Below are 12,459 nucleotides of genomic sequence, written 5' to 3'. Positions count from 1 at the left end.
GAATTGCCAGGTGAAAGCAAAAGTTCTAATCGAACATCTGGAACATCCTTCGATAACGGAGCTTCTTCGGGAAGGAAGGCCCCTGTGGGGAGGACAGTTACCGGACAACTGAAAACTTCTCAACATCTCATGATGGAGCATAACCGAGGTTGGCCATTCTGTTGCTAAATAACTCGTGACACTTTTGGGTCATTGGTATAGCGCAAGTTTGAAGTGTGGACCCCGGAGACAGTGTTTTGCAAGAACTTCGACCGCCGCGATATGCAAGTAATTGCAGCTTCCGGGATAGGGCCGATTAGTTAATGACGGCCAAGAACCGACACAGGAAAAGGAATCACCAGTTGGCGAGGTGACAGAACCAGGCCTGGTGAGCGACCGGGTATTGAACACCGGACTTACTCGACCCCCTCTCTAATTTTCGGACAACTTTCAGGAAAGAAGGCTAATCTATCCGAGTAGAGTGCTTCGCCAATCAGATCATTGCGACCGGAGAAAAGACCATGCGTTTGAAAACCATGTATCTCGCAGCAAGCATAGCTCTTTCGTCGACCCTACTTTTGAGCGGATGCAAGAGCTCAACGCCCGCTCCAGCTCCGGCTCCGGCACAAAGTGCGAGCCCCGATGCGACGCTTGCGGCACCTAATTCAGCGACCACCGCTGCTGCGCCTGGGGGATCGCCGACGACGTCGGTTCCCGCGGTGCCCCTACCACCGCCTCCTGCTCCAGAGCCGGCAGTTGCAGCGGCTCCTCCCCCTCCGCCACCGCCCGTTAGAATTACAGCTCCGGCAGGGACTGCAGTTACGGTGACGGTGACCGAACAGTTGAGCGCGAGCCATAACAATGTCGGGGATGGATTCACCGGTGTGTTGGCTGCTCCGGTGAAGGCTTCGGGCGGCGGAACAGTGTTTCCGCGCGGGGCACACGTTGTCGGTACGGTGGTAGCGGCGAAGGGTCGCGGGAAGTTCAAGGGGTCGGGTGCGCTTGGTATCGCTGTGACCTCGATTTCGGGAATGTCTGTCAGCACGAGCTCTTACGAGAAGGATGAAAAGGGTAAGGGAAAACGGACCGCCGGGTTTATAGGCGGCGGAACGGGTGGTGGTGCTCTGATAGGAGGACTGGCTGGCGGCGGTAAGGGTGCACTGATCGGCGGACTGATTGGAGCGGGCGCCGGAACTGCTGGCGCGGCGTTCACTGGCAACAAGGACGTTGTAATTCCGTCCGAGTCCACCATCAGCTTCCACTTGACGGCGCCGGTTACGGTTACGGTGAAGGCCAGGGAGCCGCGTGAGTCAGATACAGCTTTGCCTCCACCTCCGCCTCAACAATAGATTTAGCGGTACGGCACCTGCTCCTCTTTTTGGGGCAGGTGCTTTTTTTGCGGCTCCGCTGTTTCGGAGACTGGAGAGTATTGACGGTAGACTCGTAGGATGCGGCTGAATCCTGTTTTTTTGTTGTCTGCGACTGATGTCGCGCACTTCCCTTCTGAAGCGAAGACATATGGAGCGCCTGAGGTTGCGTTTCTAGGACGTTCCAACGTGGGCAAATCTTCGCTGATCAATTCGTTGCTGGGATCGCAGGAGGCGAAAGTGTCGTCGACGCCGGGAAGAACGCGGGCGATCAATTTTTTTGCACTACATGAGGGTGCGGGCGACAAGATGAAAGTGCGGCCCACGTTGATCTTTGCAGACTTGCCTGGGTATGGATATGCCAAGATTTCGAAGTCGATCTCGGCGGAGTGGCCTTCGTTTATTGAGCCTTATCTTGCGGAGCGCGAGACGCTAGCGCTATGCATTTGTCTGGTGGACACAAATATTCCACCGCAGGAAAATGATACTCAGTTGATTACATATTTTAAGCAGACGCAACGGCCTTACCTGGTGGTAGGGACGAAGTCGGATCGACTTTCGAATAATCAGTTGGCGAAGTCTATTGCCGCTTTGAGAAAGGCTCACGAGGTAGAGGAGATCCTTCCGGTTTCGGCGAAGACCGATGCGGGGACGAAGATGCTCTGGGCGAAGATGATGGAAGTGGCGGAGTAGGGTTCGAGCCGGATAGAGTTGACAGTTTGATCGGCGTGATATCAGATGGCACCCATCCGCCTCCGGGCCAGGTTGCGGATCTACATAAAAAAATGTGAAAGATGATGAGGAGACTTCTGTGACGACGAAAAATCTTCTGTCAATCAGTCTGGCGTCAATCTTGATTTTGACTGGCGTGTCTCGTGGTCAAAGTTCGGCGCAAACACGTGCTCAAAGTTCGGCGCAAACACCCTCAGATAACTCAGCCCAGAGCACCAATACCGATCAGGATATCGACTTACTCAGGAAGGACATTCGCTCTCAGAAAAAGCAGATCATTGCCGCGAATCTTCAGCTGAGTGATACCGAGGCAGTGAAGTTCTGGCCTCTTTATGACCAGTACACGGCAGAGCTGGTCAAGATCAATGATGCGAAATATGGGGTCATTAAGGAATACGCCAACACCTACAACGGCTCGCTCACGGACGATCATGCCTTGGCATTGACTCGTAACTTGCTGACAGTCGATCAGCAGGCGGCGCAGTTGCGACTCAAGTACGTTCCGATTTTCAGCCAGGTAATCTCCGGCAGAAAGACCGCGCTATTTTTCCAAATGGATCGGCGCCTCGTCATGCTGATTGACTTGCAGCTGGCGTCGCAAGTTCCTCTGATCCAGCCTTAGGGTGAGCAGGCCATCTCGTTAACGGAAGAGGCGGCTGAAAGAGATTTTCTTTGCAGCCGCCTCTACGTTTTGATTTCGAGCGTTGCTAGTCGCCGTAGTAGTCGAGGCCGAGGTGAGTGATGAGGTCTTCGCCCATGATGTGACGGAGAGTGTTCTTCAGCTTGATATGCTGGATGAAGAGGTCGTGCTCCGGGTAGACGCCGGGTGCGGAGTCGGGATCTTTGAAGTAGAAGCTGAGCCACTCCTGAATACCGAGGCCACGCAGTAAGGGTGTGCGGGCGGCGAGATCCATGAAGAGGATCAGGTCAAGGGCGAGCGGTGCAGCGAGGATGGAGTCGCGGCAGAGGAAGTCTACCTTGAGCTGCATGGGATAGCCGAGCCAGCCGAAGATGTCGATGTTGTCCCAACCCTCTTTGTTGTCGCCGCGAGGTGGGTAGTAGTTGATGCGGACCTTGTGGTAGAGGTCCTTGTAGAGGTCGGGGTGAAGTTCAGGCTGGAAGATGTGTTCGAGTACGCCGAGCTTCGAGACTTCTTTGGTCTTGAAGGAGTCGGGATCGTCGAGGACTTCGCCATCGCGGTTGCCGAGGATGTTGGTGGAGTACCAGCCGCTGACGCCGAGATTGCGCACTTTGAAGGCAGGGGCGAGGACGGTCTTGATGAAGGTCTGGCCGGTCTTGAAGTCCTTGCCGCAGATGGGAGCGTTCATCTTTTTGGAAAGCTCTTGCAGTGCGGGGATGTCGACGGTGAGGTTTGGTGCGCCGTTGGCGAAGGGGATGCCTTCTTTGAGCGCGGCCCAGGCGTACAACATCGAGGGGGAGATGCCGGGGTCGTTGTCGACGAGGCCCTTCTCGAAGGCTTCGAGGGTCTGGTGGACGGCGGTCTGCTCGAGGTAGATCTCGGTGGAGCCGCACCAGATCATGACCTGGCGGTCGGTCTTGGTTTTGAACTCGGCGATGTCGTTGCGGATCTGGTTGGCGAGGTCGCACTTGTTTTTGCCGGTCTTGACCTTCTGGCCGGTGAGGCGCTTGACGTAGTGCTGGTCGAAGACGGCGGGCATGGGCTCGATGGACTCGAGGAAGGGACGCATCTGTTCGAGCTGATCGCGGTCGAGGACCTGTGCGGTCTTGGCTGCGTCGTAGAGGTTGCCGCCGAAGATGTCCCAGCCGGTGAAGACGATGTCGTTGAGGTCGGCGAGGGGAACGAATTCTTTGATGAGTGGGCTGCGGGCGTCAGTACGTTTGCCAAGGCGGATGGTAGCCATCTGCGTGGTGGACCCGATGGGTTTGGCGAAGCCGCGTCGAATGGCTTCTACGCCGGCGATGAGTGTGGTGGCGACAGCTCCCATGCCGGGAATCATGACGCCTAGTTTTCCAGTGGCAGGCTTGATGGTTGCCGCGGCTTGCGCAGCGGATGCTGGCTTAGCGGCTGGGGGTGTAGACATTCTTGGCGGTACCCTTCTATCGTGCGATATTCCGTGTAATGCGGACTCTTTAGTATCGCTTAGCGGGGAGGGTGGCGGCAAATGGGGTGGCGCGAGCGTGTGCACGCTCCGCAGTGCCGAGTGCGACCGTCGCCGATGTCTGCATTAGAATCGTTCGTATGACCGACATTGCTGTTGCCCTCGCTTCGCCCGATGTGCTGGCACGCGCCCGGAAGATTAAGCTTTTCCTGATGGACGTGGATGGCACCCTTACTGATGGTGGCGTCTGTCTGATTTCAGCGACTTCCCCTGATGGTGCGGCGACAGTGTCCGAGATGAAGGTATTCAACGCCCAGGATGGGCAGGGACTCTCGCTTGCCCACACGATGGGAATTCAAACAGGATTCATCACTGGTCGGTCCTCACCAGCTGTAGCCAGGCGCGCGGAGGAGCTGAAGGTCACTTTTGTCTATCTGGGACAGGCGAAAAAGACAGAGGCTTTCGAGGAGTGCATGCGAAAGGCTGGCGTGACGGAAGAAGAAGTTGCATATATGGGCGACGATTTGCCTGATATTCCTCTGGCACGGCGTGCGGGGCTGGCGGTATGCGTGGCCGATGGCGTGCCCGAGTTGCGGGCGGTCTGTCACTTCACGACTCGGCGACTTGCTGGGCGAGGCACCGCGCGCGAAGTAATAGAACTCATCCTGAAAGCACAGGGACGCTGGGAAGAGGCCGTGCCGCTGGCGCTTGCGTAATACATCGGGGCGTCCGTTTCGATTTTTGATTTGGCCCTATTTGTGGACGAATCGACAGCGACTGCTCCACGAGCTAGTTGCTGCCCGAATCTGCGCCCGGCGCTGAAGCCTTGTCCCGATAGTACGTAGGTTTCCATCGCAACAGGTTGGCGGCCGACTTGCATGGTGTCATCCAGAAGAGCGTCGTCAGGTAGAAGCGATTTTTAACATGTTCATGGATCTTCGGCATGATGTATCGGTCGATCGCATCCTCACCAACATTCCAGCCGAATCCGTACACTGGCGTGATCACGAAATCCTGAAATCCTGTTTCATTGGTCGTGCGGCCAAGATGGGCGACATAATAGGTATTTCGTCCGCTGTTGCCGATCGAAGCTTCGCTCACCGGCCCAACTTTCCATTGAGCGCTGTACACGGCAGAGTACGCCATCGCCTTCAGCCTGGACCGCCAGTAATTTCCGTTGTTCTCGAACACCAGCGCACGTGCCTTCGGGTCGTTCTGTTCAAAGATGCTGCTTACAATTGCGCCCATCATCGGATGCCCGACGTCGTGCACGATGAAGGTCGTATCATCCGACCATTGATACCAGCGGTAGTGCTCAACGCAAAATACATACGTGGACCAATAAGGATTTGTTGTAAGGTCGTGCCGGGTCTCGGAGTCCAACAGAATGTTCCCCGAGTGCTGGGCCGTAAGAAACTCGAACGACTGCCACAGTATCGGCAACCAGTGCACCTTGCAGGCCTTTCCGCGGATTCTACCGGTCTCGCATCCCTCGGTCAGCTGCTCTCGGGCAATCTCCTTCTCCGTCGCCGGTGCCGCTACGGTTGTCTCAATGCCTGAATTATCGCTGGCTTCCTCGTTCGATCGAGAGCTGATCGCCCCTGCAGTTGAAATCAGTGCGGGTAACGGAGCATCGGGCAGAGATTCGAGCGACGCTCTCCCTTCGGCCGAACCTGTCTTAGGCTCGGCGGCTTCACGAGCACCCGCAAAGGCAGTGGAAGTGCCCATCAGAAGAAAGATACCGAACGTTCCAGACAGTGAACTGAGAAGGCATCTGCGGTAGAGGGATCGGGTCAAGTTTAGCTCCGAAGATTGGGGAACACGAGCTGGGGAGTGCAATGTTCGAGCGCGAAGAGACGAGGTCCAAGAGGCGCAGCCGAGCGTACTCGACGAGACTCACCAAAAGCAACGCCAAATTTGTCGACAGTGAGTTTCGTGTTCGAAGAGTTAATAGCGCCGTTCGTTCTGGGCTTGCTCAGCCTCTCCGCGAACAGCTATAGTGATGCGCGATCCATAGTGAACTGCAAGGGGAGTAGCAGAATTCGCGCCTGCTTTTTACACTTCGTGATTTGCTTTAGCCTGCTCCCGACTGCTTCCGCAGCGGGGCAGGCGCAGTCGTCGACAGCAGGGTGGCAAGTCGTAGAGACTCTTAAATCGGGCACCTCGATCCGAATCACACTGACCAAAGAGAGGTTTTTTTGCGCCTTTGACTCAGCCGACGAGAATGGGTTGGTCTGCCACAAGCGACAAGCTGGCGTTGAGCACTCTATCTCGCTGCAGAGGGATGATATTCAGCTTATCCGAGCACGGAACGCGACCTGGTCGGTCATCGGCGGAACCCTTGTTGGAGCTGGGCTCGGCGCGGGGATCGGCGCCATCGTCGACGCTGGGATCAAGAACCCGGAGACCACGAATAATGCCAAGTTCACGGGCGGTTTGGCCCGCGCTGGCGGTCTCTTAGGAGCTTTGATGGGCCTTGCCACGGAGTTCGTGCCGGGCAAGTTGCTTTACAAAAGCGAGAGTCAACATCGTTGAAGCCAGCGTTACTGGTTCGGACGCAGGATTGAAATTTCTATTTACCAACGGTAGACCGTAATGCCTAAGCGGGTTCGGTGCGGATGCGGTTTTTCCAGTGGGATACGACGAACCAGATGAAGCCGATGATGATGACGGCTTCTACGCCGAGGTGGAAGCGGTGAAAGATCTCTTTGAAGCGGGGGTTGGTGTTCCATGTGGCGCCTAGCTTCATGCCGATATAGGCGAGGGCGTAGCACCAGGGCCAGGAACCGATGAAGGTGTAGATGTGGAAGCGGAGCTGGTTCATCTTCGCGACACCGGCGGGGAAGGCGATGAAGGTGCGCACGATGGGGAGCATGCGCCCAATGAGCACGGTGATGGAGCCGTATTTGGCGAAGAAGTGATCGACGAGGTCGAGGTCTCGGCGACTGAGGAGCATCATGCTGCCGTAGCGCTCGACCATGGGGCGTCCGCCCTTTGCGCCGACCCAGTAGGCGGGAATGGAGCCAAGGTTCGAGGCGAGGGAGGCCACAGTGGCGAGGATGATGAGCTGGAGTTGCGTATGCGCGAGGGCATAACCAGCGAGCGGCATGATGACTTCGGAGGGGATGGGGATACAGGCAGACTGGATGGCCATGAGGAGGACAACACTGGCGTATCCGCCGCTGGCGATGGCGCCGATGAGGAGGGCAATAATCTTCTCTGACATGTAACTCCAGTATACGAGGTGAGGGTTGGGTGAGGATGAGCTAGCATGGAAGAGTCAGGAGAAGTACCCATGTCGAATACTGCTACCGATGCCACTGCTACTACTGCTATCAATGACAACTCCGCTTCTGCAAGCTCCTCTTCTGCGGCTTCCATTGCAGCCCCTGGCCAAGTGGGAAGGCCCGCAAGCAGCTATGGCGCGGCCCCGCATGATCCGTCGAAGCCGGCGGTGAAGCGGCAGATTGTTTGCTTCAGCTTCTATAAGGTGATGCCTGAGTGGCGGAGACTGCCTGCGGACGAGAAGGCGAAGCATAAGGCGGCGTTTGCCGATGTGCTGACGAAGTGGAATAAGCCGGGGGAGTTTGTTTCGTTGACGTACTCGACGATTGGGACGCGGGGCGATGTGGATATGTGCGTCTGGTCGATTGGGTATGGCGTGGATGAGTTGAATGAGATGCGCAGTGAGTTGATGAGGACGCCGCTTGGTGGGTATCTGAATTCGCCGCATAACTTTCTCGCGATGACGAAGCGCTCGCAGTATCAGATTGATCGTCCGGATGAGAGCGAGGGCGAAGGGCGTGGCGCGATTCGTCCGGGGGGACAGAAGTACATCTTTATCTATCCGTTCTGGAAGACGCGGCCCTGGTATTTGCTGCCTGCTACAGAGCGGAAACGGCTGATGGATGAGCATATTCGGATTGGGCTGATGTATCCGCGGGTGAAGCTGAATACGACTTACTCGTTCGGGATCGACGACCAGGAATTTGTGGTGGCGTTTGAGACAAACTTTCCGGAGGACTTTCTGGATCTCGTGCAGCAGCTTCGGGAGACTGAGATCAGTATGTATACCCTGCAGGACACGCCGATCTTCAGCTGTGTAAGGGTTCCGGCGGCGGAGATGCTGGACCGGTTGGGTTAGAGCGCGCATGGCGAAGACTACCGTTGTTCGAACTGCTGCGAAGGCTAAGGCTGTGGTTGGGGCGAAGGCGCGGGCTATTGCGAAGTCTGAGCCTGTCGCAGCTAAGAAGAAAATCGGAAAGACAGTGAATCCGCTGGCGCCGGAGCGGATTGCGGCGATTCTGGATGCACTGCGGAAGACTTATCCAGGAGTGGTTTGCGCGCTGAATCACAAAGGCGCGTGGGAGCTGACGGTGGCTACGATTTTGTCGGCGCAATGTACCGATGTGCGGGTGAATCTGGTGACTCCGGCGCTGTTCAAGGCGTTTTCTACACCGAAGGCGATGGCTGCTGCTTCCCTCCCCGAGCTCGAAGATCTGATTCGGACGACTGGTTTTTTTCGCAATAAAGCGAAGTCGATTCAGGGTGCGGCTCGAGTGGTGACCGAGGAGTTTGGGGGGAAGGTGCCTCAGACGATGGAGGAGATACTCACGCTTCCGGGGGTGGCTCGGAAGACGGGCAACGTGGTGCTCGGGTCATGGTTCAACATTGCGGTGGGTGTTGTTGTCGATACGCATGTCATGCGGCTGTCGAAGCGGCTGGAACTGACCAAGGAGACTGCTCCTGAGAAGGTGGAGAAAGATCTGATGAAGATCATTCCGCAGGATCGGTGGATCGCGTTTTCGCATGAGCTGATTCATCATGGCCGGCAGATCTGTGTAGCGCGGAAACCGAAATGTGTGGACTGTACGCTGGAGAGGCTTTGCAACTCCGGGGATAAGACGTGGAGTTCCCATTGAGATATCCTCACTCCCCTACGACGTCGTCACCGGTTTAGAGAAATTCCAATCTAATATAGGGGAAGCGGTCACTCGCAAGTCCAATTCCTTCCGCGGTTGCGATCAAGCTCAGTCAACCTTTGGAATGCAGGTCCCGGGTAAATTACGCGTCGCTGTGGGAGAGAGAATGTCCGAAGTTGACTATTCTGTGGGACAGAAGTGCCCGTTGTGTTCAGGTGGGAACATAGAGATCTATATTGACGCGAAGGGTGGGACCCTTGCCGCAGACGCGCTGGGATCATCGCGGACGAACGTGACTCACGGAAAGATTCTTCGTTGCCAGTCGTGCCGATTTGTTTTCTCCGAGTTTCGGCCTGCGGATGAGGAGCTTCACACGCTTTATCGGCAGATGGACCCTACCGTGTACGAGAAGGAAGCGCCGGGGCGACTGAAGACTGCCGAGCGGCATTTGAAGATGGTGGGGCGACATATCTCGGGCGGGAAACTGGTGGACGTCGGATGCGCGTCGGGTTCATTTCTTGCTGTTGCCGCAGAGGCGGGATGGGCGGTAACCGGAGTGGAGCCTTCGGAGGTACTCGCAAAGCGCGCTAAAGAGGCGCTTCGCGGTCGCGGCGAAGTGTACTGCTCTACGCTTCAGGAGGCGAATCTTGCTCGCGCGTCTTTCGATGCGCTTACCCTGTGGGATGTGCTGGAGCATGTCACCGACCCGGTGTCCTTTTTAGGTGATTGCGCAGGCTTGCTGAAACCTGGGGGATATCTGTTTGCGAATCTGCCGGATATCAGCAGCATTCAGGCCAGAGTGCTTGGCGAGCGCTGGCCTTTGCTTCTTGCAGAACATCTGAATTATTTTGACCGGGATACTCTGAAGCTTTGCGGAGAGAAGAATGGCTTGAAGTGGGTGGCCTTCGATCGTCGCCCGGCTTCGTTTACGTTGGAATATATTCTCTACCGGCTGTCGCAGCATCGGATTCCTGCGAGCGAGTTCGGATATCGCATGGTGCAGAAAAACGCTTTGGGCAGTATGAGTATTCCGATCTACCTGGGAGAGACGTTCGCGGTGTGGACGCGGTCTTAGCGTTGCTGCGTGGGTTGGTTTTAGGTGAGTTTGGTTAGAAGGGATCGGACGAGGTCGGGGATGGTGGCTTCGGCGGCTTCGAGGGTGGGTTCATAGCCGAGGTCGCGAAGGGTTTGGCTGGTGACCGGGCCTATGGATGCGAGAATGATGTCTGGCGGGAGGGTGAGGCCGGCGGTCTCGAGCAGTGCGATGAGGTTGCGGGCTGTCGAGGCGCTGGTGAAGCTGATGGCGTCGGGATAGTTTGCGGGGGCGCTGAAGATGGCTTGAAGCGCGGGGATCGAGTCGACGGGAATCTGGTTGCGGTAGGCTTCGGCGATGGTGACGATGGCTCCGGCGGCGGTGAGGGCTTCGGGGATTGTGTCGCGAGCTTCGGCAGCGCGGACTAGGAGGAAGGATTTGCCGGAGGCCTCGGGGAGGAGCGCTTCGGCGAGAGATTCGGCGATGTATTGCGGGGGGACGAGATCGACGGTGAGGCCGATATTGTTGGCGGCGCGCAGGGTGGCGGGGCCGATGACAGCGATGTGTCTGGGGAGTTGGGTGAGGCGCTGGAACTGGGCACGACGATGGAAGGCTTCGACGGCGTTGGCACTGGTGAAGACGAGCCAGTCGTAGGTGCGGAGACAGGTGAGGGCGGCGTCGAGAGGTGCGTAGGTTTCGGGTGGGGCGATCTCGATGGTGGGGATGAGGATGGGGGTCGCGCCGAGAGCTTCCAGTTGCGTTGCCAGTTCGGAGGCCTGGTGGCGTGTGCGGGTGATGAGGATGCGTTTGTTGGTCAGGATTGGCATCCTCTGGATATTGTATGTCTCGCCGACGGTGCGGGCATTATGTGGAGTGAATTGGGCTCTTGTTGACTTGATTCTCATGCCCGGCCTAGGATGCCGCACCAAGGAGAGAAGCTCATGCCAACTTATATTTCGCTCGGCCGCTGGACCCCACAAGGGGCGCATACGATGAAGGAGAGTCCTGCGAGGCTGGAGGCCGCGAAGAAAGCGTTTGCGGCGGACGGCGTCAAGATGCTGCACTTTTTTCTGACGATGGGGACTCACGACATGGTCATCATTACCGAAGCACCAAACGATGAGGTGATGGCGAAGGCGATCCTATCGACGATTGCAAAGGGAGGCATTACAACACAGACCGTACGTGCTTTTACGGAAGACGAGTACAAGGGACTCATGAAAGGTCTCCAGCTCTGATTGGAAGCGCAGTGTCCGAAGATCGGCAGAGTGGAGCGATGTTACGTTCCCTGGAACGGCAGGGGTCTTGTTGATTTTGCGCGGCGCTGGAGATACAGCGCCGCTTCGAGGATGATCTTCAGACGGCTGGAGCAGCAAGGAGATCGAGGGCGCCTTTGGATTTGAGATCATCGGCGACGCAAAGGCCTAGATTGATGGGGTCGGAGTTGTTGGTGGCTTCGGTTTCGACCTGGACCATGGATTCGCCATCGGGTGAGACTACCTGAGCGACCATCTTCCACTTCCCTTCTTCGTGGAAGCAGTGAGCGCCGATGGGAAGAGAGCAGCCGCCGCCGAGCGCGTCGAGTGTGGTGCGTTCGGCTTCAATGGCGAAGCGCGTGTAGGGATGCTCGAGGAAGGCGATGGCGCTTCGGATGTAGGCGTCGCGGGCTTCGTCGATGACGTGCGATTCGCTGCGGGTTTCGAGGGCAAGCGCACCCTGGCCCGGGGCGGGACAGAGTTCACAGGGAGAGAAGCGCTGGTGGACGGATTCGGTGCGCTTGAGGCGGTCGAGGCCGGCGGCGGCGAGGACGAGGGCGTCGCATTGGCCCTGCTCGAGCTTGCGGAGTCTGGTGTCGATGTTGCCGCGGACTTCGACGAAGGTGACGTCGGGGCGGAGTGCGAGGATCTGTGCGCGACGACGCGGGCTGGTAGTGCCGATGCGGCCTCCGGTGGGGAGGGTATGGAGCGCCCAGTATGGCTCGCAGACCCAGACGTCGCGGGCGTCGGCGCGTTTTGGGATGGCGGCAAGGGTGAACTGAGAGGCGAGCTTGGTGGGGAGATCCTTGAGGCTGTGGACGGCGAGGTCGATGCGGCCCTCTTCGAGGGCTTCTTCGATTTCTTTGATGAAGATGCCTTTGCCGTCGAGGTTCGGCGGTGGAACGAAGCCGGGCTGCTGCATGCGGTCGCCGGTGGTGCGGATGATCTCGAGTTCGACGTGATAGCCGGCGTCGCGGAGAGCGTAGAGGATATGGTTGGCCTGCCAGAGGGCTAATTGGGAGCCTCTGCTGCCGATGCGGATGGGATTACGGGGATTATTGTGCTCGGAACTCATATTCCTAATTAGGA

General features: G+C 57.3%; 14 protein-coding genes. 9 read left to right on the top strand and 5 right to left on the bottom strand.

The window, feature by feature from the left end; genetic code table 11:
• The first annotated feature begins 500 nt into the window (after positions 1 to 500).
• From RBB77_RS12020 to RBB77_RS12010, 3 genes are all read left to right on the top strand, one after another.
• A complete protein-coding gene (locus RBB77_RS12020; RefSeq protein ID WP_353061996.1) occupies positions 501 to 1,328 on the top strand; it encodes a hypothetical protein in 828 nt (275 codons plus the stop codon).
• A gap of 99 nt (positions 1,329 to 1,427) precedes the next feature.
• The gene (yihA, locus tag RBB77_RS12015; RefSeq protein WP_353061995.1) at positions 1,428 to 2,039 is read left to right on the top strand and encodes a ribosome biogenesis GTP-binding protein YihA/YsxC; all 612 of its coding nucleotides are present in this window, start codon (positions 1,428 to 1,430) and stop codon (positions 2,037 to 2,039) included.
• Positions 2,040 to 2,157: 118 nt separating this feature from the next.
• Positions 2,158 to 2,700 carry a hypothetical protein gene (locus RBB77_RS12010; RefSeq protein ID WP_353061994.1) on the top strand — a complete coding sequence of 181 codons (543 nt, stop codon included), beginning with the start codon at positions 2,158 to 2,160 and terminating at the stop codon, positions 2,698 to 2,700.
• A gap of 85 nt (positions 2,701 to 2,785) precedes the next feature.
• Here the strand turns inward: RBB77_RS12010 and RBB77_RS12005 are convergent, their stop codons facing one another.
• Positions 2,786 to 4,141, bottom strand: a complete 1,356-nt coding sequence (locus RBB77_RS12005) for an inositol-3-phosphate synthase (protein WP_353061993.1) — start codon at positions 4,139 to 4,141, stop codon at positions 2,786 to 2,788.
• Positions 4,142 to 4,299: 158 nt separating this feature from the next.
• Between RBB77_RS12005 and RBB77_RS12000 the strand changes: the two genes are divergently transcribed.
• Positions 4,300 to 4,875 (top strand): KdsC family phosphatase, encoded by a 576-nt coding sequence (locus RBB77_RS12000; RefSeq protein WP_353061992.1) that lies wholly within the window; start codon positions 4,300 to 4,302, stop codon positions 4,873 to 4,875.
• Positions 4,876 to 4,948: 73 nt separating this feature from the next.
• Here RBB77_RS12000 and RBB77_RS11995 read toward each other — a convergent pair whose 3' ends face one another.
• The gene (locus tag RBB77_RS11995) at positions 4,949 to 5,887 is read right to left on the bottom strand and encodes a hypothetical protein (protein WP_353061991.1); all 939 of its coding nucleotides are present in this window, start codon (positions 5,885 to 5,887) and stop codon (positions 4,949 to 4,951) included.
• A 501-nt stretch (positions 5,888 to 6,388) separates the two neighbouring features.
• Between RBB77_RS11995 and RBB77_RS11990 the strand changes: the two genes are divergently transcribed.
• Positions 6,389 to 6,694: a hypothetical protein gene (locus RBB77_RS11990; RefSeq protein WP_353061990.1), complete on the top strand. Its 306-nt coding sequence runs from the start codon at positions 6,389 to 6,391 to the stop codon at positions 6,692 to 6,694.
• 64 nt (positions 6,695 to 6,758) lie between these two features.
• Here RBB77_RS11990 and RBB77_RS11985 read toward each other — a convergent pair whose 3' ends face one another.
• Positions 6,759 to 7,385, bottom strand: coding sequence for a DedA family protein (locus RBB77_RS11985; RefSeq protein ID WP_353061989.1), 627 nt, complete (start codon positions 7,383 to 7,385; stop codon positions 6,759 to 6,761).
• A gap of 69 nt (positions 7,386 to 7,454) precedes the next feature.
• On the opposite strand from RBB77_RS11985, the gene RBB77_RS11980 reads away from it, so the two are divergent.
• From RBB77_RS11980 to RBB77_RS11970, 3 genes are all read left to right on the top strand, one after another.
• Entirely contained in the window at positions 7,455 to 8,303 is an 849-nt protein-coding gene (locus RBB77_RS11980; protein WP_353061988.1) for a chlorite dismutase family protein, read from the top strand.
• A gap of 7 nt (positions 8,304 to 8,310) precedes the next feature.
• Positions 8,311 to 9,081, top strand: coding sequence for an endonuclease III (gene nth, locus RBB77_RS11975; protein WP_353061987.1), 771 nt, complete (start codon positions 8,311 to 8,313; stop codon positions 9,079 to 9,081).
• Positions 9,082 to 9,247: 166 nt separating this feature from the next.
• The gene (locus RBB77_RS11970; RefSeq protein WP_353061986.1) at positions 9,248 to 10,156 is read left to right on the top strand and encodes a class I SAM-dependent methyltransferase; all 909 of its coding nucleotides are present in this window, start codon (positions 9,248 to 9,250) and stop codon (positions 10,154 to 10,156) included.
• A 20-nt stretch (positions 10,157 to 10,176) separates the two neighbouring features.
• Here RBB77_RS11970 and RBB77_RS11965 read toward each other — a convergent pair whose 3' ends face one another.
• Complete coding sequence (locus RBB77_RS11965) at positions 10,177 to 10,941, bottom strand: uroporphyrinogen-III synthase (protein WP_353061985.1); 765 nt, start codon at positions 10,939 to 10,941, stop codon at positions 10,177 to 10,179.
• A 114-nt stretch (positions 10,942 to 11,055) separates the two neighbouring features.
• Here RBB77_RS11965 and RBB77_RS11960 point away from each other — a divergent pair, with 114 nt between their 5' ends.
• Positions 11,056 to 11,352, top strand: a complete 297-nt coding sequence (locus RBB77_RS11960) for a GYD domain-containing protein (protein WP_353061984.1) — start codon at positions 11,056 to 11,058, stop codon at positions 11,350 to 11,352.
• Between the two features lie 118 nt (positions 11,353 to 11,470).
• Here the strand turns inward: RBB77_RS11960 and hemC are convergent, their stop codons facing one another.
• The gene (gene hemC, locus RBB77_RS11955) at positions 11,471 to 12,445 is read right to left on the bottom strand and encodes a hydroxymethylbilane synthase (protein WP_353061983.1); all 975 of its coding nucleotides are present in this window, start codon (positions 12,443 to 12,445) and stop codon (positions 11,471 to 11,473) included.
• Between the last annotated feature and the right edge of the window lie 14 nt (positions 12,446 to 12,459).

This window comes from Tunturibacter psychrotolerans (assembly GCF_040359615.1).
Lineage (GTDB): Bacteria > Acidobacteriota > Terriglobia > Terriglobales > Acidobacteriaceae > Edaphobacter > Edaphobacter psychrotolerans.
Note: the sequence above shows the minus strand (reverse complement) of the source record. Positions and strands in the feature narration are given on the sequence as shown.